The 25,345-nt window shown below is 71.5% G+C and carries 20 protein-coding genes; 12 read left to right on the top strand and 8 right to left on the bottom strand.

Going from position 1 to position 25,345, the window contains the following annotated elements; all coding sequences use genetic code 11:
- Nucleotides 1-78: 78 nt before the first annotated feature.
- Nucleotides 79-2,367, top strand: a complete 2,289-nt coding sequence (locus tag ACWD26_RS33515) for a serine/threonine-protein kinase (protein WP_451275718.1) — start codon at nucleotides 79-81, stop codon at nucleotides 2,365-2,367.
- A gap of 165 nt (nucleotides 2,368-2,532) precedes the next feature.
- Here ACWD26_RS33515 and ilvD read toward each other — a convergent pair whose 3' ends face one another.
- From ilvD to ACWD26_RS33495, 4 genes are all read right to left on the bottom strand, one after another.
- The gene (gene ilvD, locus ACWD26_RS33510) at nucleotides 2,533-4,386 is read right to left on the bottom strand and encodes a dihydroxy-acid dehydratase (protein WP_451275717.1); all 1,854 of its coding nucleotides are present in this window, start codon (nucleotides 4,384-4,386) and stop codon (nucleotides 2,533-2,535) included.
- A gap of 192 nt (nucleotides 4,387-4,578) precedes the next feature.
- Nucleotides 4,579-5,196, bottom strand: coding sequence for a TetR/AcrR family transcriptional regulator (locus tag ACWD26_RS33505; protein ID WP_451275716.1), 618 nt, complete (start codon nucleotides 5,194-5,196; stop codon nucleotides 4,579-4,581).
- Nucleotides 5,193-6,014, bottom strand: coding sequence for a sugar phosphate isomerase/epimerase family protein (locus ACWD26_RS33500; protein WP_451275715.1), 822 nt, complete (start codon nucleotides 6,012-6,014; stop codon nucleotides 5,193-5,195). Before ACWD26_RS33500 ends, ACWD26_RS33505 begins: the two co-directional genes overlap by 4 nt.
- A 310-nt stretch (nucleotides 6,015-6,324) precedes the next feature.
- Nucleotides 6,325-7,263: a Ppx/GppA phosphatase family protein gene (locus tag ACWD26_RS33495; RefSeq protein WP_451275714.1), complete on the bottom strand. Its 939-nt coding sequence runs from the start codon at nucleotides 7,261-7,263 to the stop codon at nucleotides 6,325-6,327.
- Nucleotides 7,264-7,334: 71 nt separating this feature from the next.
- On the opposite strand from ACWD26_RS33495, the gene ACWD26_RS33490 reads away from it, so the two are divergent.
- The gene (locus ACWD26_RS33490; RefSeq protein ID WP_451275713.1) at nucleotides 7,335-8,216 is read left to right on the top strand and encodes a hypothetical protein; all 882 of its coding nucleotides are present in this window, start codon (nucleotides 7,335-7,337) and stop codon (nucleotides 8,214-8,216) included.
- A 219-nt stretch (nucleotides 8,217-8,435) separates the two neighbouring features.
- Here the strand turns inward: ACWD26_RS33490 and ACWD26_RS33485 are convergent, their stop codons facing one another.
- Nucleotides 8,436-10,154, bottom strand: coding sequence for a BACON domain-containing protein (locus ACWD26_RS33485; protein ID WP_451275712.1), 1,719 nt, complete (start codon nucleotides 10,152-10,154; stop codon nucleotides 8,436-8,438).
- 224 nt (nucleotides 10,155-10,378) lie between these two features.
- Here ACWD26_RS33485 and ACWD26_RS33480 point away from each other — a divergent pair, with 224 nt between their 5' ends.
- From ACWD26_RS33480 to disA, 3 genes are all read left to right on the top strand, one after another.
- Nucleotides 10,379-11,797: an alpha/beta hydrolase gene (locus tag ACWD26_RS33480; RefSeq protein WP_451275711.1), complete on the top strand. Its 1,419-nt coding sequence runs from the start codon at nucleotides 10,379-10,381 to the stop codon at nucleotides 11,795-11,797.
- 248 nt (nucleotides 11,798-12,045) lie between these two features.
- A complete protein-coding gene (gene radA, locus ACWD26_RS33475) occupies nucleotides 12,046-13,455 on the top strand; it encodes a DNA repair protein RadA (protein ID WP_451275710.1) in 1,410 nt (469 codons plus the stop codon).
- Between the two features lie 81 nt (nucleotides 13,456-13,536).
- Entirely contained in the window at nucleotides 13,537-14,661 is a 1,125-nt protein-coding gene (disA, locus tag ACWD26_RS33470; RefSeq protein WP_451275709.1) for a DNA integrity scanning diadenylate cyclase DisA, read from the top strand.
- 26 nt (nucleotides 14,662-14,687) lie between these two features.
- On the opposite strand, the gene ACWD26_RS33465 is transcribed toward disA, so the two are convergent.
- On the bottom strand, nucleotides 14,688-15,527 hold the full coding sequence (locus ACWD26_RS33465) for a hypothetical protein (RefSeq protein WP_451275708.1): 840 nt from the start codon (nucleotides 15,525-15,527) through the stop codon (nucleotides 14,688-14,690).
- Nucleotides 15,528-15,823: 296 nt separating this feature from the next.
- Here ACWD26_RS33465 and ACWD26_RS33460 point away from each other — a divergent pair, with 296 nt between their 5' ends.
- The 6 genes from ACWD26_RS33460 to cseC all read left to right on the top strand — a co-directional run bounded on the left by ACWD26_RS33460 (nucleotide 15,824) and on the right by cseC (nucleotide 21,811).
- Nucleotides 15,824-16,870, top strand: coding sequence for an LLM class flavin-dependent oxidoreductase (locus ACWD26_RS33460; protein WP_451275707.1), 1,047 nt, complete (start codon nucleotides 15,824-15,826; stop codon nucleotides 16,868-16,870).
- Between the two features lie 126 nt (nucleotides 16,871-16,996).
- Nucleotides 16,997-17,914 (top strand): A/G-specific adenine glycosylase, encoded by a 918-nt coding sequence (locus ACWD26_RS33455; protein ID WP_451275706.1) that lies wholly within the window; start codon nucleotides 16,997-16,999, stop codon nucleotides 17,912-17,914.
- Nucleotides 17,915-18,210: 296 nt separating this feature from the next.
- Complete coding sequence (locus ACWD26_RS33450) at nucleotides 18,211-18,762, top strand: SigE family RNA polymerase sigma factor (protein ID WP_451275705.1); 552 nt, start codon at nucleotides 18,211-18,213, stop codon at nucleotides 18,760-18,762.
- Nucleotides 18,750-19,442, top strand: coding sequence for a hypothetical protein (locus tag ACWD26_RS33445; protein ID WP_451275704.1), 693 nt, complete (start codon nucleotides 18,750-18,752; stop codon nucleotides 19,440-19,442). Before ACWD26_RS33450 ends, ACWD26_RS33445 begins: the two co-directional genes overlap by 13 nt.
- A 153-nt stretch (nucleotides 19,443-19,595) precedes the next feature.
- A complete protein-coding gene (gene cseB / locus ACWD26_RS33440) occupies nucleotides 19,596-20,303 on the top strand; it encodes a two-component system response regulator CseB (protein ID WP_451275703.1) in 708 nt (235 codons plus the stop codon).
- 17 nt (nucleotides 20,304-20,320) lie between these two features.
- Nucleotides 20,321-21,811, top strand: a complete 1,491-nt coding sequence (cseC, locus tag ACWD26_RS33435; RefSeq protein ID WP_451275702.1) for a two-component system sensor histidine kinase CseC — start codon at nucleotides 20,321-20,323, stop codon at nucleotides 21,809-21,811.
- Nucleotides 21,812-21,987: 176 nt separating this feature from the next.
- On the opposite strand, the gene ACWD26_RS33430 is transcribed toward cseC, so the two are convergent.
- Complete coding sequence (locus ACWD26_RS33430; protein ID WP_451275701.1) at nucleotides 21,988-23,607, bottom strand: MDR family MFS transporter; 1,620 nt, start codon at nucleotides 23,605-23,607, stop codon at nucleotides 21,988-21,990.
- Nucleotides 23,608-23,773: 166 nt separating this feature from the next.
- Between ACWD26_RS33430 and ACWD26_RS33425 the strand changes: the two genes are divergently transcribed.
- Nucleotides 23,774-24,451, top strand: coding sequence for a TetR/AcrR family transcriptional regulator (locus tag ACWD26_RS33425; RefSeq protein WP_451275700.1), 678 nt, complete (start codon nucleotides 23,774-23,776; stop codon nucleotides 24,449-24,451).
- A 64-nt stretch (nucleotides 24,452-24,515) separates the two neighbouring features.
- Here the strand turns inward: ACWD26_RS33425 and ACWD26_RS33420 are convergent, their stop codons facing one another.
- Nucleotides 24,516-25,118 carry a M23 family metallopeptidase gene (locus ACWD26_RS33420; RefSeq protein ID WP_451275699.1) on the bottom strand — a complete coding sequence of 201 codons (603 nt, stop codon included), beginning with the start codon at nucleotides 25,116-25,118 and terminating at the stop codon, nucleotides 24,516-24,518.
- Nucleotides 25,119-25,345 lie beyond the last annotated feature (227 nt).

The raw sequence follows: 25,345 nt of genomic DNA, 5'->3' as shown, positions 1-25,345 counted from the left end.
GCCGCCTCTGTCCCGTACGGGTCATCGACTAGGCTCCGTGCGTCGCGCGAGCGGCCGAAACAGCACGGGGGTGGACCCATGGCACCGCATCGGGGCACCGGGTCGGGAGCGGAAGCGGAACTTCCCGAGTACGCCGGTCAGTACCGTCTGGAGTCGTGTCTGGGTTCCGGCGGCATGGGCGTCGTCCATCTGGCCACCTCGACCTCCGGACTGCGGCTCGCGGTGAAGGTGGTGCACGCCGCGTTCGCCAAGGACCCCGAGTTCAGGGGGCGGTTCCGGCAGGAGGTGGCCGCCGCACGGCGGGTGAGCGGTGCCTTCACCGCGCCTGTCGTCGACGCCGACACCGACAGCGCCCGGCCCTGGATGGCCACCCTCTTCATTCCCGGCCCGACCCTCGCCGAGCACGTCAAGCGGAACGGACCCATGCCGGCGGGCCAGTTGCGCCGGCTGATGGCCGGGCTCGCCGAGGCCCTGCGCGACATCCACCGCGCCGGCGTGGTCCACCGGGACCTCAAGCCCAGCAACGTCCTTCTCGCCGAGGACGGGCCCAAGGTCATCGACTTCGGGATCTCCCGGCCGAAGGACAGCGAACTGCGCACTGAGACGGGGAAGTTGATCGGCACGCCGCCGTTCATGGCTCCGGAGCAGTTCCGGCGGCCCAGGGAGGTCGGGCCCGCCGCCGACATCTTCGCCCTCGGCTCGGTGACCGTGCACGCGGCCACCGGGCGCGGCCCCTTCGACTCGGACAGCCCTTACGTCGTCGCCTACCAGGTCGTCCACGACGAGCCCGACCTCACCGGCGTACCCGAGAACCTCGCGCCGCTCGTCCGCGCCTGTCTCGCCAAGGAGCCCGAGGACCGGCCCACGGCGGACGAGCTGATGCACGAACTCCGCTCCGTGGCCGCCTCGTACGACACCCAGACCTTCATACCGACCCAGCGGGGGGACAGTTGGGCGCCGGCTCCTCCTGCCCACGCCGCCGCCGATAAGGGCAGCGGCAAAGGCAGCGCCACCGGCACCGGCGTCGACACCGGCATCGACCTCAGCAACAGCACGAGCACAGGCACAGGCACTCACGGGGGCATGGGTGCCGCGGGTGTCGGTCCGGTGGGGCATGGCGGCAGCGGGGCCGATGAGCAGGGCTCATCCCTGCGTGGGGCTCGGCGGCGCAAGCGGGTCGTTCTCGCCGCCGTCTCGCTGGTGCTCGTCGTGGGTGCGGGAGTCGGCGCGGTACAGGTGTTGGGGGGTGGCGGCGGGCAGGTCGCCGGTGCCACGGCCTCGCCGCGGGCCAGTGGTGCCGCGGCCGCCGCGCCCGCCCTCGCCCCCTGGACCACCAAGCCGGCGGCGAAGAAGGCCGGTGCGCCGCAGTGCTCGCACGGGGCGGGGAAGCTGTTGTGCGTGCAGCCGGGGCTGGTCTCCGCGTTGGATCCGGCGGACGGCACCGTGCTGTGGCGGCACACGGTCGGCGGGGTGGGCGTGGCGGGCACGAGTGATCCCCCTGTCGAGTCGGGCGGGCTGGTGCACGTGCTGACGGAAGAGACCCGTCGGCTCCAGGCGCTCGACCCGGACTCCGGCGAGGTGCGGTGGGAGCGGGACATCTCCGCGTACGTCGGCAAGCGGTACGTGGGCGGCACGCTGTTGCTGACCGCCGCCGACGGGACGGTCACCGGTGTGGACAGCGCGACCGGTGACACGAAGTGGAGCCGGCTGATTCCGGGGCAGCCGGAGGCGTACTTCACGTCGTTCGACGGGGACCGGCTGGCGTATGTGGCGAGCGTGTCCGGCGAGGGCGCGGGGACGCGGACGCGGATCACCGCGGTGGACCCGGAGACCGGGGACGTGCGGTGGGACGCCCGGCTGGAGGGCCGTCTGGAGCCGGTGGGGACCCAGGACGACGCCCTCGTCCTCACCTCGATCGAGGGGGCCTACTCCGACACGCAGGCCGTGGTCCGCTACGACCCCGACGCCGGGGCGACGGTCCGCGTCGAGCTGCCCGTACGGCTCGAACAGGCGCGCGCGGTCGTGCGCGGTGACATCGTGTACCTGCTGAGCGGCATCGGTGGCTCACTGGCGGCCGTCGACATGGAGGCCCGTAAGCAGGTGTGGCGGACCGAGACGGAAGCGGGGCGGGCTTCCGGTCCGGTCGCCGACGACCGGCATGTGTACTTCACCTCGTCCGACGGGCGACTGCACGCGGTGGACACGCGGAAGGGCAAGCTCAGCGGCGAGACAGCCTCGCGGCTCGGGGATCCCGACCGGACCACCGCCGCGTTGCCCGAGCCCGTGCTCATCGACGGACGGGTCTGCGCCGGCGCGCCCGACGGGACCGTCCTCGGGCTGGACGGAAGCGACCCGGCGAGTTGGTGACACGGCCGCGCGGCAGGTCGCGGAAGTCATGACCGAGGGCCGCCCCGCATGGGATTGCCCTCGGTCATGACCCCCCCGCATGGGATGGCCCTCAGTCATGACCAAGGGCCGCCCCTCGCGGGACGGCCCTCGATGACAAGCCTCAGGTCGGCTGGGGGAAAGGGCTCAGCCCAGCTTGCTGACGTCGCGGACCGCGCCCTTGTCGGCGCTGGTGGCCATCGCGGCGTACGCCTTCAGCGCGGCCGACACCTTCCGCTCGCGGTTCTTCGGGGCGTAGACGCCGTTCAGGGCCTGCTCGCGGCGGGCCAGCTCGGCGTCGTCGACCAGCAGCTCGATCGTACGGTTCGGGATGTCGATGCGGATGCGGTCGCCGTCCTCGACGAGGGCGATCGTGCCGCCGCCGGCCGCCTCGGGCGAGGCGTGGCCGATGGAGAGGCCGGAGGTGCCGCCGGAGAAGCGGCCGTCGGTGATCAGCGCGCAGGACTTCCCCAGGCCGCGGCCCTTGAGGTACGAGGTCGGGTAGAGCATCTCCTGCATGCCCGGGCCGCCCTTGGGGCCCTCGTAGCGGATGACGACGACATCGCCCTCCGTGATCTGCTTCATGAGGATCTTCTGGACGGCCTCTTCCTGCGACTCGCAGACGACCGCCGGGCCCTCGAAGGTCCAGATCGACTCGTCGACGCCGGCCGTCTTCACGACGCAGCCGTCGACGGCCAGGTTGCCCTTGAGGACCGCGAGGCCGCCGTCCTTGGAGTACGCGTGCTCGGCGGAGCGGATGCAGCCGCCCTCGGCGTCGTCGTCCAGGGACTCCCAGCGCTCGGACTGGGAGAAGGCCTCGGCGGAGCGGACGCAGCCGGGGGCCGCGTGCCACAGCTCGACGGCCTCGGGGGACGGGGAGCCGCCGCGCACGTCCCAGGTCTTGAGCCAGTCGGCGAGGGTGGGGCTGTGGACGGAGTTCACGTCCTCGTTGAGCAGGCCCGCGCGGTGCAGTTCGCCCAGCAGGGCGGGGATGCCGCCGGCGCGGTGCACGTCCTCCATGTAGTACGTGCGGTCCTTGGCGACGTTCGGCGCGACCTTCGCCAGGCACGGCACCCGGCGCGAGACCGCGTCGATCTCGTTCAGACCGAAGGGGACGCCCGCCTCCTGGGCGGCGGCCAGCAGGTGCAGGATCGTGTTGGTCGAGCCGCCCATGGCGATGTCGAGGGCCATGGCGTTCTCGAAGGCCGCGAACGAGGCGATCGAGCGCGGGAGGACCGTCTCGTCGTCCTGCTCGTAGTAGCGGCGGGTGATGTCCATGACCGTACGGGCGGCGTCCTCGTACAGCGCCTTGCGGGCGGTGTGCGTGGCGAGGACCGAGCCGTTGCCCGGCAGGGAGAGGCCGATGGCCTCGGTCAGGCAGTTCATCGAGTTGGCGGTGAACATGCCGGAGCAGGAGCCGCAGGTCGGACAGGCGTTCTCCTCGATACGGAGGATGTCCTCGTCCGAGATCTTGTCGTTCACCGCGTCGGAGATCGCGTCGACCAGGTCGAGCGTGCGGACCGTGCCGTCGACGAGGGTGGCGCGGCCGGACTCCATGGGGCCACCGGAGACGAAGACGGTCGGGATGTTGAGCCGCAGGGCGGCGTTCAGCATGCCCGGGGTGATCTTGTCGCAGTTGGAGATGCAGATCAGGGCGTCGGCGCAGTGGGCCTCGACCATGTACTCCACGCTGTCCGCGATCAGGTCGCGGGAGGGCAGGGAGTACAGCATGCCGCCGTGGCCCATCGCGATGCCGTCGTCGACGGCGATCGTGTTGAACTCGCGGGGGATGCCGCCGGCCTCGCGGATGGCCTCGCTGACGATGCGGCCCACCGGCTGGAGGTGGGTGTGGCCCGGCACGAACTCGGTGAAGGAGTTCGCCACGGCGATGATCGGCTTGCGGCCGATGTCCGCGCCCGGTACACCGGAGGCGCGCATAAGGGCGCGGGCGCCCGCCATGTTGCGGCCGTGGGTGACTGTGCGGGACCTCAGCTCGGGCATCGCGCTCGCTCCTTCAGGGACCTTCTGAGACTGCGATCAGAGACTTCTGATGGAGTCGAGCGTACGCCGGTTGCTCCAAGGGTTGGACACCTTGTCCGAAATGCGGGATGACTGTCTCGGTTTTCGGCTGCGGGTCGCGTTGGTGGCTCGCGCCCATGCGGCGGAGCCGCACATCGATACAGCCACGCGCCCCTAAGACGGCGCGGTCAGGTGGGCCTGCACCACCGGTGCGACTCTCCTGATGATCTGCTCCGGGTCCGCCGACGCCAAGGGCTCGACCTTGATGACGTACCGCAGCATCGCCACCCCCACCAACTGCGCCGCCGCCAGCTCGGCCCTCAGCTCCGCGTCCGGGAGGTCCAAGCGGTGGGCGATGCGGTACAGCAGCTGGGTGGCGACCAGGCGGCGGAAGACCGTCGCCGCGGCCTCGTGGTTCACGGCCGAGCGGACGATGGCCAGGAGCGGCTTGCGGGTGACCGGGTTCTCCCAGAAGCCGAAGATCGTGCGGACCAGGCGTTCGCCGACGCCGTCGAGCGGGCCTTCGAGAACCGAGTCCCGGGCGCCGAGGACGGGGGCGAAGGCGACTTCCACCGCCGCCTCGAACACCTGGTCCTTCGTGCCGAAGTAGTGGTGCACCAGGGCCGAGTCCACCCCGGCGGCCTTGGCGATGGCGCGGACGGACGTCTTGTCGTAGCCGCGCTCGGCGAACTCCTCGCGGGCCGCGGTGAGGATGCGGTCGCGGGTGGCGGGGGTGTCGGCCGATTCCGTACGAGGAGGCCGGCCCCGGCGGCGGGGGGTGGCCGAGGTCACGGCCGGGGGACCCGCACGGCGGAGGCGAGGTGGAGCCGGGTGAAGGCGAGGGCCTCCGCCAGGTCGGCCTCGCGCTCGGCGGCGGACATGGCGCGGCGGGTGTTGACCTCGATCACGACGTGACCGTCGAAACCGCTCAGGGCGAGACGTTCCAGCAGCTCGGCGCAGGGCTGGCTGCCGCGGCCCGGGACGAGGTGCTCGTCCTTGGCCGACCCCTTGCCGTCCGCCATGTGCACATGGCCGAGACGGTCGCCCATGCGGTCGACCATCTCCAGGGCGTCGGTGCGGGAGGTCGCGGAATGGCTGAGGTCGATCGTGAAGTGCCGGTAGTCGTCGTTCGTCACGTCCCAGTCGGGGGCGTACGCGAGCATCTCGCGGTCGCGGTAGCGCCAGGGGTACATGTTCTCGACGGCGAACCGGACGTCTGTCTCGTTCGCCATCCGCCAGATCCCGGTGACGAAGTCCCGCGCGTACTGGCGCTGCCAGCGGAACGGTGGGTGCACGACGACCGTGGTCGCGCCGAGCTTCTCGGCGGCGGCCTGGGCGCGCTGGAGCTTGACCCACGGGTCGGTGGACCACACCCGCTGTGTGATCAGCAGACAGGGGGCGTGTACGGCGAGGATGGGGATCTGGTGGTAGTCGGAGAGACGGCGCAGGGCCTCCAGGTCCTGGCTGACCGGGTCGGTCCAGACCATGACCTCCACGCCGTCGTAGCCGAGGCGCGCGGCGATCTCGAAGGCCGTTGCCGTCGACTCCGGGTACACGGAGGCCGTGGACAGGGCGACCTTCGCGTCCGGGATCCGTACGGGTTCTGCCACGCGTGACAGCCTAACGGGGTGGGCCGGGTCGGGTGGGCCGGGGGGCGCGAGGTTGGCCGGGGCGGGGTGTTCCCGCCCCTGCGCCATCGGGGGGAATCAAGGAGGGCGGGTGCGGGTGGTGTGTGGTTGCTCGCGCAGTTCCCCGCGCCCTGAAAAACAGGGGCTGCGCCCCTTGCTTTTCGGCCCGCCGCCCGCCGGCTTTCAGGCCCGCGAGGCCTGGTCTTTTCAGGGGCGCGGGGAACTGCGCGAGAAGCCCCACCCACCCGCACCTGAGAACGCGCCCTCACCCGAACCCGCACCCTCCACGCCCCTACGCCGTAGCGCTCGCCATGTGATCCAGACGACGAAGAATCACCCCTTCCCGCAGCGCCCACGGGCAGATCTCCAGGGTCTCCACCTGGAACAGGTCCATCGCGGCCTCCGCCACCAGCGCACCGGCGAGCAGCTGGTTCGCGCGGCCCTCGGAGACTCCCGGGAGCGCGGCACGCTGGGCGGTGGTCATGCCGGCGAGCTTGGGGACCCAGGTTTCGAGGGCACCGCGCTTGAGGTCGCGCTGGACGTAGAGGCCCTCGGCGGAACGGGCGGCGCCGCCGATGCGGGCGAGCTGCTTGAAGGTCTTGGAGGTGGCGACGACGTGGTCGGGGGCGCCGAAGCGGCTGAACTCGCCGACCGTACGGGCGATCTGGGCCCGGACGTGGCGGCGCAGGGCGCGGATGTCGTCGGGGGTGGGCGGGTCGCCGGGGAGCCAGCCGGCGGTGAGGCGGCCCGCGCCCAGGGGGAGGGAGGCGGCGGCGTCGGGCTCCTCGTCTATGCCGTAGGCGATCTCCAGGGAGCCGCCGCCGATGTCGAGAACGAGGAGCTTGCCGGCCGACCAGCCGAACCAGCGGCGGACGGCGAGGAAGGTGAGCCGGGCCTCCTCGGCGCCGGTGAGGACCTGCAGTTCGACGCCGGTCTCGTCCTTGACGCGGGTGAGGACGTCGTCGGCGTTGCTGGCCTCGCGCACCGCGGAGGTGGCGAACGGGAGCAGCTCCTCGACGCCCTTGTCCTCGGCGGCCTGGAGCGCCTCGTGGACGACGGCTATGAGTTTGTCGACCCCTTCAGGGCCGATCGCCCCGGCCTCGTCGAGGAGTTGGGCAAGGCGTAGTTCCACCTTGTGCGAGTGCGCGGGCAGGGGGCGCGCGCCCGGGTGTGCGTCCACCACCAGCAGATGCACCGTGTTCGATCCCACGTCGAGGACACCGAGTCTCATGTACGGAACGCTACTGCCAGCGGAGCCGTGCACCGTCCTCGATGTGGTCTCGGGCGCCGTACCCTGGACGGGTGCCAAAGACGAAAAAGGCAAAGGCCGACAAGTCGGCAGCGGGAGCGGCTGCGGTCGACGGCTCTTCGCGGGCGAAGGCGGCGACGAAGTCCCCGAAGCCGAAGAAGGGCTCCCCGGAGTCGATCGAGCCCGATGAGAAGGGGCTCGATTTCGCCCGCGCGTGGGTGGAGTTCCCGGATCCGGCGGACGACGAGCAGGTCTTCCGCTGCGATCTGACATGGCTGACCTCTCGCTGGAACTGCGTCTTCGGCAGTGGCTGCCAGGGCATCCAGGCGGGCCGCGCGGCCGACGGGTGCTGCACCCTGGGTGCCCACTTCTCGGACGAGGACGACGAGAAGCGCGTCGCCGAACATGTGGCGAGGCTCACTCCGGAGATCTGGCAGTTCCACGACGTGGGCACGGAGACCGGCTGGGTCTCCAAGGACGAGGACGGGGATCGCCAGACCCGCCCGTACCAGGGGTCGTGCATCTTCCAGAACCGGCCCGGTTTCGCGGGTGGCGCGGGTTGCTCGCTGCACATCCTGGCGCTCCGGGAGGGCCGCGAGCCGCTGGAGACCAAGCCGGACGTCTGCTGGCAGCTGCCGATCCGGCGGACGTACGACTGGATCGACCGGCCCGACGACACGCGGGTGCTCCAGGTGTCGATCGGCGAGTACGACCGCCGCGGCTGGGGTCCGGGCGGCCACGACCTGCACTGGTGGTGCACGTCGGCGACCTCGGCGCACGGCGCGGGCGAGCCGGTGTACGTGTCGTACCGGCCGGAGCTGGTCGAGCTGATGGGCAAGGCGGGGTACGACCGTCTGGTCGAGCTGTGCGAACAGCGACTGGCGTCGCAACTGCCGCTGGTGGCTCCGCATCCGGCGGATCCGGTCCGGCCGTAGGCGAACCACCGGAGTCCGTAGACGGATCGTCGGCGTGCAACAAGCGGACCACTGGCGTCCATGGGCGGACCGTCGGCGTGCACAAGCGGACCACTGACGTCCGCAACCGCGCTGCTGGCGTCCATGGGCGAACCACCCACGTCCATGGGCGAACCACCGGCGTCCGCGGGCTGACCACCGGCGTCCGCGGGCTGACCAACGCCTTCCTCCCCCTTCGGTCTACGAGGCCGGCGGGGGATCGCCTCCGCCGTCGCTCGGCGGTGTCGTCGGGCCGCCCGGCTCCGTGGGGGTTTGGTCGGTGGGGGTCGGCGTCGGGTCGGGCTGGGGCGGCGTGGTGGGAGTGGGGTCGGCGGTCGGGGGCGGGACGGTGGGCCTCGGGGGACCCGGGTCCGGGACCGGCTGGGTCGGGCGGGGGTCGGCCGGGGGTGACGGCACCGGGCCGTAGCCCTCGATCGTCACGACGGCGCCCGAGGGAGCGAGCGAGATCTGTGCCGTCCAGTACCCGGCGGGCTCGCTCAGCCGGTCGACGTACACCTTGATCGTCAGTGACTCGCCGGGCCGCAGGGTGCCTGCGGACTGGCTGAGGTAGAGCCAGGCGGCGCCGGTGCGGGCGGACCAGTGGACGGGGGAATCGCCGGTCGCGGTCAGGGTGACCAGAGTGGTGTCACCGTCGTTCGCGGCGGCCACGGAGAGCGTGCCGCGTCCCTTCCCCTGGGAGACCTCCACGGAGACGTCGTCCGCCGCGCGCTTGCCCCTGCCGAGGCGGGCACCGGGCTTGGTCCTGGCGTTGCCGGTCTTCTCGTACGTGTCGCCGCTTCCGTCGCCGAGGATCCCGTCGCCGTCGCCGTGCTCCTCGCCGGCGGTGACCGGGCGGCCGTCGCCGCCCTCGCCGATGACGGGGGCGCCATGGTAGGCGGCCCAGAAGGCGAGGACGGGCGCGGCGACGACGGTGGCGACGACGGTCGTGGTGACGGCACGCGCGCGCAGCCGGTCCCGGCGGGCCGCCCGGACCCTCGGGTCCATGGGGAAGCCGCGCCGGTCGAAGCGCGGGGCACCGCCACGCGCGCGTGTGAGGTGTGCCATCGCCAGCCCCAGGGCCGCGCGCGGGGCTTCGAGCACGGGCAGTTCGGCGGGTGTGACGCTCATGCCGGGCCAGCGGCCGGGGACGGCGCGCTCGGCGGCGCGGCGGCAGACGGGGCAGTCGTCGACGTGCCGGACGAGTTCGCGGCGGAGGGTGGCGGTGAGGACGAGCTGGTGGTCACCGGCCAGGCGGGCGACGCTCGGACAGGCGCCGATCTCGACGACGGCGAGGGCCGCCCGGGTGCGCTCCACCTCGCAGGCGGCGGAGGCGAGCAACTCCCGTGCTCCGGCCGGGTCCATGCCCAGCACATCGGCGACCTCGGGAGCGGTGAGCTGGTGCCGGACGGCCAACTCCAGTGCCTCGCGCTGCTCGGGGGTGGTACCGGCGGCCTCCGGCCAGGCAAGCAGGGCGAGTTCACGCCGCCGCTGCCGCTCCTCTTCCTCGGAGAGGGCGGCGGACCTGACGGTGGCCTTCGTGGTGCGCGGTTTCTCGACGCCACCGCCACGCGCGGGTTGGCGGCCGGAGGCATGGGTGCCCGGACGCTTCTGCCGAGCCTCGACGAGCTTGCGCAGACAGGCCCAGCGGGCAAGCGCGTACAGCCAGGCCCGGCGGTCGTCGGCGGCATCGGGGCCCCGACGGCGCTCGGCGAGCGCGAGCACGTCGGCCAGTGCCGCGATCGCCGCGTCGTGGTCGCACAGCACGGACATGCAGTAGGTGAACAGGCCGTCCAGGTACGGCTCGTAGCGCGCCGGCGGGCGCTGCGCCACTGCGCGCGCCGCCGCCCGATCGCGCGCCTCGCGGTGCGCCCTGTGTGCGCCGGTGGTGCGGGGCGAGGTCTCCGGACTGGTGCTCATCATTCGTGGACGGTAGGCGCCCGGAAGCAGCACCTTCTCCCCTCTTCAGCACATTTACTCCGTACGGGTGAAACGATTACTCATAAGGGGACAGGAATCCCGCATTCCGCAGCGCTCGGGCTCAATGTTGTGCACTTCCTTGACCGTCACAAGATTTCAGCCCTACATTCCGGGAGTCCGGCTTACTCGCGTCACCCCGTCCCCACGCGTCAACAGGAGCCACCATCATGGCCTTACGGACCCGCCGCTCGACCGCGCGCACCCTCACCGCCCGCACCCTCACCGCTCTGGCCGCAGCCGTCGCGCTCTCGCTCACCGGCGCCTCCGCCTCACCGGCGGCCACCGCCGCCCAGTCCCCCGCCGCCCAGTCCCCCGCGGCGGCCGTGGAACGACTCAGCGGCACGCTCCCCGACGGCGCCACCTGGATCGCGGACGTCCCGGAGAACTGGAACGGCACGCTGATCGTCTACAGCCACGGCTTCGGTGTCACAGTCGCCCAGAACGCCCCCTCCGAAGCCGTACGCCTGCGTCTGCTCGAAGAGGGCTACGCGCTCACCGGGTCCTCCTACGACACGAGCAGGACTCTCTGGGCCCTGGAGAGCGCCGAGCGCGACCAGGTCGCCACCCTCGAAGCGGTCACCGCGAAGATCGGCGAACCCACCCGCACGCTCTCCATCGGCCAGTCCATGGGCGGCCTGGTCAACGCCCGGCTCGCCCGCTCCGGAGCCGGCGGCATCGACGGCGCGCTGGGTCTGTGCGGCCTGGTCGCCGGCGCCAACGACCTCGACAACTACCAACTCGACGCCGAGTACACGATCGCCCGGCTCCTCCTCCCCGACACCCCCGTGAAGCTGGTGAACTTCGCCTCCCACGCAGAAGCGACCGCCACGGCCCAGCAGCTCACCGCCGCCGTCACCACCGCCCAGGAGACCCCCGAGGGCCGCGCCCGCATCGCCCTCGCCGCCGCCTTCCTCAACCTCCCGGCCTGGGCCCCCGGCAAGGACCGGCCCGCACCGGGCGACTGGGCGGAACAACAGGCCCAGCAGTACGCCTGGTTCGCCCGCGGCATCCTCACCTTCGTCGAGGGCGGCCGCTACCACGTCGAGAAGGCCATGGGCGGCAACAACTCCTGGAACAAGGGCGTCGACTACGCGCGCGTGCTGTCCACGTCCCAGCACGCGCCCCTGGTCAAGGCCCTCTACCGCGAGGCCGGTCTCGACCTCCGAACCGACCTGAGAAACCTGACCGCCCACGCGGAGATCACGGCCGACCCGTCCGCCGTGGCCACCGCCGAACGCACCTCCTCGGCGGGCCAGGGCCTGGCCGTCCCCCTCCTCGACATCCACACCACCGCCGACGACCTCGTCCCCGTCGAACAGGAGAACCGCTTCGCCGACCGCGTCCGCGCCTCCGGCGACGCCGCCCTCCTCCGCCAGGCCTACGTCGAGCGCCAGGGCCACTGCACCTTCACCACCGCGGAGACGGTCTCCGCCCTGCACGCCGTCGAATCCCGCCTCGACAAGGGCCACTGGGGCGCCTCCGCGACCCCGGGCGCCCTCCAGACCGCCGCGCTCGCCCTCGGCCTCGACGGCGCGGCCTACGTGCCGTACCGCCCGGCGGAGCTGACGATCGGGCGACGCCTGTAGGACACGGTCCGCCGGGGCCGGGCGGAGGGGGCCGCCCGCGCCCTTCAGGGGCGCGGGGAACCGCACCAGCGGCCACGGCCCACCCGCGGCCGCCCACGGTCCACCCCGGCCGCCCAGGTCCGCCCGCGGCCGCCCCACGGCGCGGCACCCCCACGCCGAACAGGCGCCCACCGCCCGAAGCCCCCGGTCACGCACTCGAACCGGCCCGACCGCCGGAGGCTGTCGGTGCCCTCCGTTACGGTTCGTTCATGGCTGCCCGTACGAAGACCACGAAGGACCGCCCGTCCTACCGCTGCACGGAGTGCGGCTGGCAGACGGCCAAGTGGCTCGGCCGCTGCCCCGAATGCCAGGCCTGGGGCACGGTCGAGGAGTACGGCACCCCGGCGGTCCGCACGACCGCCCCCGGCCGGGTCACCACCTCCGCCGTCCCCATCGCCCAGGTCGACGGCCGCCAGGCCACCGCCCGCACCACCGGCGTCCCCGAACTCGACCGCGTCCTCGGCGGCGGCCTCGTCCCCGGTGCGGTCGTCCTCCTCGCGGGCGAGCCCGGCGTGGGAAAGTCCACGCTCCTCCTCGACGCCGCGGCCAAGTCGGCGAGCGCCGAACACCCCACCCTGTATGTCACCGGTGAGGAGTCGGCCAGCCAGGTCCGCCTGCGCGCCGACCGCATCAACGCCCTCCACGACCACCTCTACCTCGCCGCCGAGACGGACCTCGCCGCCGTCCTCGGCCACTTGGACGCCGTCAAGCCCTCCCTCCTCATCCTCGACTCGGTCCAGACCGTCGCCTCCCCCGAGATCGACGGCGCCCCCGGCGGCATGGCCCAGGTCCGCGAGGTCGCCGGCGCCCTCATCCGCGCCTCCAAGGAACGCGGCATGGCGACCCTCCTCGTGGGTCACGTCACAAAGGACGGCGCGATCGCGGGCCCCCGCCTCCTGGAGCACCTCGTCGACGTCGTGCTGCACTTCGAGGGCGACCGGCACGCCCGCCTCCGCCTGGTCCGAGGCGTCAAGAACCGTTACGGCGCCACGGACGAGGTCGGCTGCTTCGAGCTCCACGACGAGGGCATCACCGGTCTCACCGACCCCAGCGGCCTCTTCCTCACCCGCCGTGACGAACCCGTCCCCGGCACCTGTCTGACCGTGACTCTGGAGGGCCGTCGCCCCCTGGTCGCCGAAGTGCAGTCGCTCACAGTCGACTCGCAGCTCCCCTCCCCCCGCCGTACGACCTCCGGCCTGGAGACTTCGCGCGTCTCGATGATGCTGGCGGTTTTGGAGCAGCGCGGCCGTATCAGCGCCCTCGGCAAGCGGGACATCTACTCGGCGACGGTCGGCGGTGTGAAGCTCTCGGAGCCCGCCGCGGACCTGGCGATCGCCCTCGCCCTGGCCTCCGCGGCGAGCGACACCCCCCTCCCGAAGAACCTCGTGGCGATCGGCGAGGTGGGCCTCGCGGGCGAGGTCAGACGGGTCACCGGGGTCCAGCGTCGTCTCGCCGAAGCGCACCGCCTGGGCTTCACGCACGCGCTCGTTCCGTCCGATCCCGGCAAGGTTCCTCCCGGTATGAAGGTCCTGGAAGTGGCCGACATGGGAGACGCGCTCCGGGTACTGCCCCGATCGCGTCGGCGAGAGGCCCCACGGGACGAGGAGGACCGCCGGTAGACTTTGCCCAGGTCTCGCCCGTCCGTACGAACCACATGTGCGAAACGGGAGCGCCCCAGAACCTGCGACCGGAGGAGTGCAGTGGCAGCCAACGACCGGGCAGCAGCTCCCGGAAAGTCCGGTGGGAGCTCCGGTGCCGATGGCCTGATGCGCGCCTCACTGAGCGCCGTGGCCCCAGGCACGGCCCTGCGCGACGGGCTTGAACGGATTCTCCGCGGCAACACCGGCGGACTCATCGTGCTGGGCTCCGACAAGACCGTCGAAGCCATGTGCACGGGCGGTTTCGTCCTGGATGTCGAGTTCACGGCGACGCGGCTGCGTGAGCTGTGCAAGCTGGACGGCGGCATCGTCCTGTCCTCGGACCTGTCCAAGATCCTCCGGGCGGGCGTCCAGCTGGTCCCCGACCCGACGATCCCCACCGAGGAGACCGGCACCCGGCACCGCACGGCGGACCGCGTGAGCAAGCAGGTCGGCTATCCGGTCGTGTCCGTCTCCCAGTCGATGCGGCTGATCGCGCTGTACGTCGACGGACACCGGCGTGTCCTGGAGGACTCCGCGGCGATCCTGTCCCGGGCGAACCAGGCCCTGGCGACCCTGGAGCGCTACAAGCTCCGCCTGGACGAGGTGGCGGGCACCCTCTCCGCGCTGGAGATCGAGGATCTGGTGACGGTCCGGGACGTCTCGGCGGTCGCCCAGCGCCTGGAGATGGTCCGCCGCATCGCCACCGAAATCGCCGAATACGTGGTCGAACTGGGCACCGACGGCCGCCTCCTCGCCCTCCAGCTGGACGAGCTGATCGCGGGCGTCGAACCGGAACGCGAACTGGTGGTCCGGGACTACGTGCCCGAGCCCACCGCCAAGCGCTCCCGCACGGTCGACGAGGCGCTGCACGAACTCGACGCCCTCACCCACGCCGAGCTCCTCGAACTCCCCACGGTCGCCCGCGCCCTCGGCTACACCGGCTCCCCCGAGGGCATGGACTCCGCGGTCTCCCCTCGCGGGTTCCGCCTCCTGGCCAAGGTCCCCCGTCTCCCGGGCGCCATCATCGACCGCCTCGTCGAACACTTCGGGGGCCTTCAGAAGCTGCTCGCCGCCAGCGTCGACGACCTCCAGACGGTCGACGGCGTCGGCGAGGCCCGCGCCCGCAGCGTCCGCGAGGGCCTGTCGCGCTTGGCGGAGTCGTCGATCCTGGAGCGTTACGTCTAGCGTGCGAGGGAGGGGGTGGAGCCCCCTCAGTCCCGCTCGAGCACGAACGACGTCCGGGCGGTCGCGAGCCCGGGCGCCTGCGCTTCCACGAGATACGTACCGGCGGTGGCCGAACCGGCGGACGGCGTCGCGCAGTTGGGTGCGCTGGGGTCGCGGTTCCACTCCACGGTATAGGTGACCCGATCCCCGGCCGGCACCTTGAACAGCAGGCTGCCCGCGGTCTCATGGCAGTCGTCGGACGACCAGAACGCGTCGTCCGCGTCGGCCGCCGTGATCGTCACCACCGTGTTGTCCGGCCCGAGATCGAGCTTGCAGTCACTGCCGGAGGAGTTACGGGCGATGAGCTCGAACGTGGGGTTCACCCCGGGCTCGTAGGCGTTACGCACACTGCGCACGGTCAACTTCACGGCCCCGGCAGTGCAGTTGGGCAGGCTGGACCCAGCCGGAACCTGCTCACCGGAGCTGCTGCCGTTCTTGCCTCCGTCGTCCGACGTGCCGCCCCCGGCGGCACCGGCCCCGCCATCGGCGCCGCCGGCCGCGGAGCCCGTGTCGGATCCTGACCCGGATCCGGAGGTGGAGCCCGATCCCGAACTGTCGCCCCCGGAACTCGACTCGTCGCCCGACTCGTCGCGCCCGCCCGGCGCTTCACTGATCGCGGGACCGGAACCGGAGGGGCCGGGGGTGATGGAGGTCACGGGATTCTTGCCGTCGGGCTCGCCCGCGTCGTTCCCGCCGTTCCCGCCACCGCCGGTGACGACCCATACGACCAGCAGCGCGAGCAGGCCGACGACGGTCAGCAGAATGGCCCTCCGTCGCCAGTAGATGGAGGAGGGAAGCGGCCCGATCGGATTGCGCAGAGATCCCACGGCGCAAACTGTACGAGAGTTCCGGCCCGTACTTTGCCCCACCCGCCGCCCGAATCCTCAACTTTTACGGATCATCATTCCGGTCGTCCCCGCAGTCGGCCTGAGCGGGCGGCTCATGATCGCGGTACGTGAGCGTAGCCCCGGCTCGGGCACCGTCCGTGACCGGGACAGCGCCACGGCACGGGCACGAACTCCCAAGCCGCCCACATCCGTTCACGAAATCCCCGCCTGCCACAATCGACCTCACCGGAGCGCGCCGGAGGATCGCGAGGGATTCGAGGGATCGGAGGATGGCGATGGGCGGACCCGTGGCACCTGAGCCGAGTAGGTCGAGGCCCCTGCGGAAGCTGGGGTTTCTGACCATCGGGCTGTTCGACGAGACCGACCCACGCCGAGGCCACGAGTCGACGCTGGAGATCATCGAACTCGGCGAACAACTCGGCTTCGACAGCGCCTGGCTGCGCCACCGGCATCTGCAGCACGGCATCTCCTCCCCCGTCGCGGTCCTGGCGGCGGCCTCGCAGCGCACGCGCCGTATCGAACTGGGCACCGCCGTCATCCCGCTGGGCTGGGAGAACCCGCTGCGGCTGGCCGAGGACCTGGCCACGGTCGACCTCCTCTCCGGCGGCCGGCTCAACCCGGGCGTCAGCGTCGGACCGCCGATGCACTACGACACCGTCAGGTCGGCGCTCTACCCGGACACCGCCGACGCCGAGGACTTCAGCTTCGAACGGGTCCGGCGTCTGCTCGGCTTCGTACGGGGCGAGCGGGCCACCGACTTCAGCGGCACCGAGGGGTTCGAGACCTTCTCCGACCGGGTGCAGCCGCACTCCCCCGGGCTGGGCGGCCGTATGTGGTACGGCGGCGGCAGCCTCCGGTCGGCCCGGTGGGCGGGCGAGAACCGGATGAACTTCCTGACCAGCAGCGTCGTGAAGGCGGAGGGGCCGGGGACGGACTTCGCCGACGTCCAGCTCTCCCACCTCCGGGAGTTCCGCGCGCATCACCCCGAGGGGGAGGGGGCCCGGGTGTCACAGGGGCTCGTCGTCGTCCCCACCGACTCGGCGAGCGCTCAGCAGCGCGCCAAGTACGAGGCGTACGCGGCGGAGCGGCTGCCCCGGACCACCGCGCCGCAGGGGCCGGCCCGGCTCCTCTTCGCGCCGGACCTGGTCGGCACGTCCGCCGAGATCGCCGAACGCCTGCACGCCCACGCGGCCTTCCGCGAGATCGACGAGGTCGCCTTCGCCCTCCCCTTCACCTTCGACCACGAGGACTACGTCCAGATCCTCACGGACATCGCGACGAAACTGGGGCCGGCACTGGGGTGGCGTCCGGCCGCCGGCTGACGCCGAAAGCAGGGGGCGCGCCCCCGCGTTTCGACCTGTTCCCTCCCACAGCCGGCCAACCCACCCCAGACACCCCCCACCAGAACCCGGCCCCGCCCACCCCCGCATGGCAGGATCGGGGGTGCCATGACTGCACCCACGAAGCCTCAGAGCAGCCCTGCCACCGAAGCCCCCACCACCCTGCACACCCCAGTGATCGCCTGGTTCGAGACGCACGCCCGTGATCTGCCCTGGCGGCGGGCGGAGGCCGGGCCGTGGGGGGTGATGGTCAGCGAGTTCATGCTGCAGCAGACGCCGGTCAACCGTGTACTGCCCGTCTACGAGCAGTGGTTGGCGCGCTGGCCCCGTCCGGCGGACCTCGCGAAGGAGCCGCCGGGCGAGGCGGTCCGGGCGTGGGGCCGACTCGGCTATCCGCGTCGCGCGCTGCGGCTGCACGGCGCGGCGGTGGCCATAACGGAACGGCACGGCGGGGACGTACCCCGGGATCACGCGCAGTTGCTCGCGCTGCCGGGGATCGGCGAGTACACGGCCGCGGCGGTGGCGTCGTTCGCGTACGGGCAGCGGCACGCCGTGCTCGACACGAACGTGCGACGGGTCTTCGCCCGCGCGGTCAGCGGTACCCAGTACCCGCCGAACGCCACCACGGCCGCCGAGCGGAAGCTGGCCCGGGCCCTGCTGCCCGAGGACGACGACACGGCGTCCCGTTGGGCGGCCGCGTCGATGGAGCTGGGCGCGCTGGTGTGCACGGCGAAGAACGAGACGTGCCACCACTGTCCGATCGCCGGGCAGTGCGCCTGGCGGCTCGCCGGGAAGCCCGCGCACGACGGTCCGGCGCGGCGCGGTCAGACGTACGCCGGAACCGACCGGCAGGTCCGCGGCAAGCTCCTCGCCGTACTGCGGGACGCGGTCGGGCCCGTGCCGCAGGCGGTGCTCGACGGGGTGTGGGACGAGCCCGTGCAGCGGGCCCGCGCCCTGGACGGCCTAGTCGCCGACGGCCTGGTGGAGCCCCTCCCCGGCGGTCTCTACCGTCTCCCCCTCACCTGACCGTCACGAACTCACCTGACCGTCACGAACTCACCTGGCCGTCACGAACCACCTGACCGTCACCAAGCGCCCAGCGGGGTAAACCGACCCATACCCGCCCCAGACCCCGGCCCGCTTTACCCCGTTCCTCCTTCTGTTACACAACCGACGGACAGCCGAGCGTTCTCCGCAGGCTGCCTCGGACGTCTCCGTGACAACCCCTCCGTAGCTTCATGGACACAGCGAAACGAAGCGGCGGACAACCGGCGGCACGCGACAGCGCGGGCGCCGGAAACGGGGAACGGAGGCGGTTGATCATGGCGCACGGCGAGGTGCTCGAATTCGAGGAGTACGTCCGCACTCGGCAGGACGCGTTGCTGCGCAGCGCCCGTCGGCTCGTCCCGGACCCGGTGGACGCCCAGGATCTGCTGCAGACGGCGCTGGCGCGGACGTACGGCCGCTGGGACGGCATCGCGGACAAGCGGCTCGCGGACGCGTATCTGCGCCGGGTCATGATCAACACGCGGACGGAGTGGTGGCGGGCCCGGAAGCTGGAGGAGGTCCCGACCGAGCAGCTGCCGGACGCCTGCATCGACGACTCCACCGAGCAGCACGCGGACCGCGCGCTCCTCATGGACATCATGAAGGTGCTCGCTCCCAAGCAGCGCAGTGTCGTGGTGCTGCGACACTGGGAGCAGATGTCCACGGAGGAGACGGCCGCCGCCCTCGGCATGTCGGCCGGCACGGTCAAGAGCACGCTGCACCGTGCGCTCGCGCGGCTCCGCGAGGAGCTGGAGTCGCGGGATCACGAGGAGCGCGCCGCCCGTGCGCTCGAACTGAGCAAGGAGCAGGAGCGTTGCGCGGCCTGAGCACAGCGGCCGGCCCCGGTCCAGGGGCCAGGCAGGCCACGAAGGCGGTGATCACGGCGGTGGCCGTGCTCGCCGCTCTCGGCCTTTCCGTCTCCGCCTGCGGCACGGGCGGGACCGGCGCACGTGACGAGGGGCCGGCCGACAACGACTCCCTCGCGGCGGGCGCGGCCTCGCCGTCCGTCTCCGGCTCGGTCGACGCCGACGGCGCCGGTGACGGCGACCATCCGAGTGTCGACCAGGTCGTCCGGATGGTGCGGGCGGATCCGGAGGTCAGCAAGGCGGTGAAGAGCGATCTGAAGCCGTGCGTGGCCGACGAGTACCCGATCGACGTGACCTACGGCGATGTGACCGGGGGCTCGGCCGACGACCTCGTGGTCAATGTGATGACCTGCGCGGACGCCGTCGGTGTGGCGTCGTACGTGTACCGCGCGGAGAAGAAGGGGGAGTACCGGAGCGTCTTCCTCTCGGAACAGCCCCCCGTCTACGCGGAGATCGACCGGGGCGACCTGCTGGTCACCCGGCAGCTGTACGAGAATGGCGACCCGTCGTCGTACCCGTCCAGCGAGGAAGTGACCACGTACCGCTGGATCAAGGACCGTTTCGTGCAGCGGTCCAGTACGCGCACCGAGTACAGCACCGCGGTGGGCGGCGTGGAATCGGCCACGCCCGAGCCGAGCTGACGACGACGACCCGAACCGAGCGGACGGCGCCCCGTCTCGACCAACACCGGTCCGACGGAACACCGATCCGGCTGGATCGCCCCGACCGACCTGACCGACCTGACCGGCCCGAACGACCTGACCGACCCGAACGAGAGCGAGCGAGATCACCGGATGGCAGAGCAGACCCATGTCCTGTTCGTCGAGGACGACGACGTCATCCGCGAGGCCACCCAGCTCGCGCTGGAGCGGGACGGCTTCGCGGTCACGGCCATGCCCGACGGGCTGTCGGGGCTGGAGGCGTTCCGCGCGGACCGGCCCGACATCGCGCTCCTCGACGTCATGGTCCCGGGCCTGGACGGGGTCTCCCTGTGCCGTCGCATCCGTGACGAGTCGACCGTCCCGGTGATCATGCTCTCCGCCCGCGCCGACTCCATCGACGTCGTGCTGGGCCTGGAGGCGGGCGCCGACGACTACGTGACCAAGCCGTTCGACGGTGCCGTCCTGGTCGCCCGGATCCGCGCGGTGCTGCGCCGCTTCGGACATGCGAGCGGCGGCGACGCCAAGGCCGAGGAGGACGCGTCCGCCGCCACCGGCGGGGTGCTCACCTTCGGCGAACTGGTGATCGACACCGAGGGCATGGAGGTACGGAAGTCCGGGGTGCCGGTGGCGCTGACGCCGACCGAAATGCGGCTGCTCCTGGAGTTCTCCTCCGCCCCCGGCACGGTCCTCTCCCGCGACAAGCTCCTCGAACGCGTGTGGGACTACGGCTGGGGCGGCGACACCCGGGTCGTCGACGTCCACGTCCAGCGGCTCCGGGCGAAGATCGGCCAGGACCGCATCGAGACGGTCCGCGGCTTCGGCTACAAGCTCAAGGCCTGAGCGGGGACGGGACCGACATGAACATGAGGGGGATACGCGGGGGGCGGGCGCCGGAGCCGTCGGGCGCGACCGGGCTCGGGACGGGGGCGGGTGCCGCCGGTCTCGGAGCAGGGTCGGGGGCCGCCGGTCTCGGGACAGGGGCGGGCGCCGTCGGCCGCGGCTCCGTCCGTCCGGGGCTCGCCTCGGGCATCCGTACCGGCCTGCGGTGGCAGCTGAGCGCCGCGATCGCGCTGGTCGGCGCGCTGGTGGCGATCGCGCTGAGCCTGGTCGTGCACAACGCGGCGCGGGTGTCGATGCTCGACAACTCACGCGACCTCGCCGACGAGCGCATCCAGGTCGCCCAGCGCATGTACGAGTCGGGCAGGCCGCTGAAGTCCGGCGCCTTCGGCGTGAAGCTCGACGACCCCGACATCCCGAAGGACCTGCTGGCCAAGGTCGCGGAGGGCCGCCGGGCCACGTACGTGGCCGAGGGCGAGAACGGCGTGCCCGACATCTGGGCGGCGGTCCCGCTGAAGGACAAGCGGGTCCTGTCGCTGCACACCGACTTCACCGACCACAGCTCCGCGGTGATGCGGGACCTGGACCAGGCCCTGCTCATCGGTTCGATCGCGGTCGTCTTCGGCGGCTCGGCCCTCGGGGTGCTCATCGGCGGCCAGATGTCCCGCCGGCTGCGTAAGGCGGCGGCCGCGGCGCACCAGGTGGCCAAGGGCGAGTCCGACGTACGGGTGCAGGACGCGATCGGCGGTGTCGTACGCGACGAGACAGCCGAGCTGGCGCGGGCCGTGGACGCCATGGCCGACACGCTGCGGCAGCGCATCGAGGCGGAGCGCCGGGTGACGGCGGACATCGCCCACGAGCTGCGTACGCCGGTGACCGGGCTGCTCACAGCCGCGGAACTGCTCCCTCCGGGCCGCCCCTCCGAGCTGGTCCGTGACCGGGCGCAGGCGATGCGCACGCTCGTCGAGGACGTCCTGGAGGTGGCCCGGCTCGACGGGGCCTCCGAGCGGGCCGAGCTGCAGGACATCATGCTGGGCGAGTTCGTGGCCCGGCGGGTGGCGGCGAAGGACGCCGGGGTGCGCGTACAGATCGTGCACGAGTCGGAGGTGACGACGGACCCGCGCCGCCTCGAACGCGTCCTGCTGAACCTGCTGGCCAACGCGGCGAAGCACGGCAGGCCGCCGATCGAGGTGTCCGTCGAGGGCCGTGTGATCCGGGTCCGCGACCACGGTCCCGGCTTCCCCGAGGACCTCCTCGCCGACGGCCCCCGCCGCTTCCGCACCGGCGCCTCCGACCGCGCCGGCCAGGGCCACGGCCTGGGCCTCACCATCGCCGCCGGCCAGGCCCGTGTCCTCGGCGCCCGCCTCACCTTCCGCAACGTCCGCCCGGCCGGAGCCCCGGACGACGTCCCGGCGGAGGGCGCGGTCGCGGTGCTGTGGCTCCCGGAACACGCCCCGACGAACACGGGGAGCTATCCGATGCTGCCGTTGTCCGGGGACGCGGGCGCCTAGGAGCTCGGGGGGTTCGGTGCGTCGGCGGGTGCGGGTGGGTGGGGGCTGGTCGCGCAGTTCCCCGCGCCCCTGAAAAGCAGGGGCTGCGCCCCGTGCTTTTCGGCCCCGCAAGGGGCCGTGTCTTTTTGGGAGCGCGGGAACTGCGCGAGCAACCACACACGGTCCGAACCGCACACTCAGACAGCCACCGCCGACTTGGCCCCGTTGGCCCCGTCCCCGCTGCCGGCCTCCGCCCCAGAAGACCCGCCGGCCCCCCGCAACGGCACCTCCTTCACGAACACCGCAGCCACCAACGCCACCACAGCCACAACCGCCCCCAACAGGAACGCCGCGTGCGTCCCCGAAGCCACCGCGTGCTGATACGCCTCCCGCGCGGCCTCCGGCAGCTTCGCCAGGCTCGCCGCGTCCAGCTGCGCCGACTGCTCGGTCACCTTGGACCCCAGCGCACCGGCCCGCTCGGCCATCACATCCTGCACCCGGCTGTTGAAGAGCGCCCCCATGATCGCGACCCCGAAGGACGACCCGAGCGTCCGCGACAGTGTGCTCGTGGACGACGCGACGCCCATGTCCTTCATCTCGACGCTGTTCTGCGCGACCAGCATGGTGATCTGCATCAGGCACCCCATACCGGCACCGAGCACCGCCATGTACACCCCGGACGTCACCCGGCTCGTCCCGGTGTCCATCTGCGCCAGCAGGAACAGCCCCACGATCATCAGGACACTCCCGACGACCGGGAAGACCTTGTAGCGGCCACTCCCCGTGGTCACCCGCCCGGCCACCATCGACACCGCGAGCATCGCCCCCAGCATCGGCAGCAGCAACAGCCCGGAGTTGGTCGCGGACGCACCCTGCACGGACTGCTGGTACAACGGCAGGAAGAGCACCGCCCCGAACATCACGAATCCGGTGATGAACCCGATCACTGCCATCAGCGTGAAGTTCCGGCTGCGGAAGATGTGCAGCGGTATCACCGGCTCCGCCACCCGCTTCTGCACGATCAGGAACCCGATCAGCGAGACGACGCCGATCGCGATCAGCTCCATGATGACGGCCGACCCCCAGGCGTACTCGGTCCCGCCCCACGTGGTGACCAGCACGATCGCCGTGATGCCGACGGTCAGCAGCGCCGCGCCCAGATAGTCGATGTCCCGCGCCGAACGCCCCTCACGCGACGGCTTCGGCAGATGCAGTACGGCACTGACGGCGATCAGCGCCACGACGCCGAGCGGCAGGTTGATGTAGAAGGACCAGCGCCAGCCCCAGTTGTCGGTGATGGTCCCGCCGACCAGCGGCCCGGCGATCATGGCGAGGGCCATCACCCCGGCCATCATCCCCTGGTACTTGCCCCGCTCCCGAGGCGGTATCAGGTCTCCGATGATCGCCATGACGCCGACCATCAGCCCGCCGGCCCCGAGCCCCTGCACGGCCCGGAATCCGATCAGCTGGCCCATGTCCTGGGCCATCCCGCTCAGCGCCGACCCGATGAGGAAGATCACGATAGAGGTCATGAAGACCCGCTTGCGGCCGTACAGGTCGCCGAGCTTGCCCCAGATGGGAGTGGAGGCGGCGGTGGCGAGGGTGTACGCGGTCACGACCCAGGACAGGTGCTCCAGGCCCCCGAGCTCGCCCACGATCGTCGGCATCGCGGTCCCGATGATCATGTTGTCGAGCATCGCGAGCAGCATGGCGATCATCAGCGCGAACAGCACCACCCGCACACTGCGCGGCTTCGGCCCGTCCGTCTCGGCCCCACCGCTCACTTCGCTCACTTCTTTCTTCGTTTCCGCATCCATCGCGGTCCTCCACTCCCCCCGGAGCTACGTGCACTTACTTGTCGACCGGCTAGTTGTCTACACTTGAGGAAGCTAGGCCCGTAACTAGCCGGGCGTCAAGTAAGTTGCACGGGCTTGGCCGAGGCTTGACCGGCCGAGGCCTTCCGTGACGGCGAGGAGTACGACGATGAGCGGCACGACAGACGAGGTCGCGGCGGGCGACGGCGGCGTGACCGGCACAGCGGGCGACGGCGGCGCGACCGGCACGCCTGCCACGACCGGCGCGACGCCGAGGCGCCAGCGTCGCGGTGATACACGCCAGCGCATCCAGGACGTCGCCCTCGAACTCTTCGCCGAACAGGGGTACGAGAAGACCTCGCTGCGGGAGATCGCCGAGCGCCTCGATGTGACGAAGGCGGCGCTCTACTACCACTTCAAGACCAAGGAAGACATCCTCATCGGACTCTTCCAGGACCTGCAGCGGCCGATCGACGAGCTGATCGAGTGGGCCGGCACCCAGCCGCGCACCCTCGACACCAAGCGGGAGATCCTCCACCGCTACAGCGTGGCCCTGGCCGATGTGGCCCCCGTCTTCCGCTTCATGCAGGAGAACCAGGCGACGGTGCGCGAACTGAGCGTCGGCGAGACGTTCAAGAACCGCATGATCCGCCTGATCGACACCATCACGGAGCCGGACGCGACCCTGACCGACCAGGTCCGCTGCATGAGCGCCCTGTTCACCATGCACGCCGGCATGTTCCACCTCCGGGACGTCGAAGGCGACCCCGAGGACAAGCGCGAGGCGGTCCTGGAGGTCGCGATCGATCTGGTGACACAGGCACACAGCGGGGTCCGGAGCACTTGATGCGACGCCCCGAGGTGCGTCACGGGCCGGCACCACGGCCCGTGCCGACACCGACAGGCGGGGCTCAGATGGTGACGCCCTTGGTGCGGAGGAAGGCGACCGGGTCGACGGCGGAGCCGTAGCTCGCGGTCGTACGGATCTCGAAGTGCAGGTGCGGCCCGCTGGAGTTGCCGGTGTTGCCGGAGAGGGCTATACGCTGCCCGGTCTTGACGATCTGCCCGGCCTTCACGTGGACCTTCGACAGGTGGGCGTACTGCGAGAAGGTGCCGTTGCCGTGCTTGATGACGACGGCGTTGCCGTACGCCGGGCCGTCACCGGCGCCGTTGCCGCCGGCCTTCACGACGGTACCGCCGTGCGCGGCGACGACCGCCGTACCGCTCTTGACGGCGAAGTCCTGCCCGCTGTGCTTGGCGGACCACATGTTGCCGGCCTGCGCGAAGCGGGCACTCAGCTTGTACGCCTTGACCGGGCTGACCCAGGAGGCCGCCTTCTTGGCGGCGGCGGCCTGGACGGTACCGGTGCCGGTGCTCGCGGTCTGAGCACCACCGGCTGCGGCCGCGACCCCGGCACCCAGCACACCCGAGACCCCCATCCCGACGGCCATCACGGCGGCCCGGACACGGAGCTGGGACGTACGGGAACGGGGAGTGCGAACACGCTGCGACATGGAGTACCTCACGGGGGACGGAGACAAGGACGGTGCCTCGACGGACACGAATCCCACCCGGCACGCATCAGCTGCCGCCGAATGGGACAACCCTTGGTACCCCTGCCACCCGAAACCCCTCAAACGTGTGACCTACGACGGAAACTCGTACTCCATTAGAAAACCCCCCACTTCCTCCCTTTGTGGTACTCACTCACCGCGCACTATTCCCCCTAGTAGGGGAAAAA

It is taken from the genome of Streptomyces sp. NPDC002787, assembly GCF_053592095.1.
This window is presented reverse-complemented; position numbering and strand designations above follow the sequence as displayed.

Coding starts and splice junctions, on each gene's coding strand:
- ACWD26_RS33515 (WP_451275718.1), top strand. CDS start 79: ATGGCACCGCATCGGGGCACCGGGTCGGGAGCGGAAGCGGAACTTCCC.
- ilvD (WP_451275717.1), bottom strand. CDS start 4,386: ATGCCCGAGCTGAGGTCCCGCACAGTCACCCACGGCCGCAACATGGCG.
- ACWD26_RS33495 (WP_451275714.1), bottom strand. CDS start 7,263: ATGAGACTCGGTGTCCTCGACGTGGGATCGAACACGGTGCATCTGCTG.
- ACWD26_RS33485 (WP_451275712.1), bottom strand. CDS start 10,154: ATGATGAGCACCAGTCCGGAGACCTCGCCCCGCACCACCGGCGCACAC.
- ACWD26_RS33480 (WP_451275711.1), top strand. CDS start 10,379: ATGGCCTTACGGACCCGCCGCTCGACCGCGCGCACCCTCACCGCCCGC.
- radA (WP_451275710.1), top strand. CDS start 12,046: ATGGCTGCCCGTACGAAGACCACGAAGGACCGCCCGTCCTACCGCTGC.
- ACWD26_RS33460 (WP_451275707.1), top strand. CDS start 15,824: ATGGGCGGACCCGTGGCACCTGAGCCGAGTAGGTCGAGGCCCCTGCGG.
- ACWD26_RS33455 (WP_451275706.1), top strand. CDS start 16,997: ATGACTGCACCCACGAAGCCTCAGAGCAGCCCTGCCACCGAAGCCCCC.
- ACWD26_RS33450 (WP_451275705.1), top strand. CDS start 18,211: ATGGCGCACGGCGAGGTGCTCGAATTCGAGGAGTACGTCCGCACTCGG.
- cseB (WP_451275703.1), top strand. CDS start 19,596: ATGGCAGAGCAGACCCATGTCCTGTTCGTCGAGGACGACGACGTCATC.
- cseC (WP_451275702.1), top strand. CDS start 20,321: ATGAACATGAGGGGGATACGCGGGGGGCGGGCGCCGGAGCCGTCGGGC.
- ACWD26_RS33430 (WP_451275701.1), bottom strand. CDS start 23,607: ATGGATGCGGAAACGAAGAAAGAAGTGAGCGAAGTGAGCGGTGGGGCC.
- ACWD26_RS33425 (WP_451275700.1), top strand. CDS start 23,774: ATGAGCGGCACGACAGACGAGGTCGCGGCGGGCGACGGCGGCGTGACC.
- ACWD26_RS33420 (WP_451275699.1), bottom strand. CDS start 25,118: ATGTCGCAGCGTGTTCGCACTCCCCGTTCCCGTACGTCCCAGCTCCGT.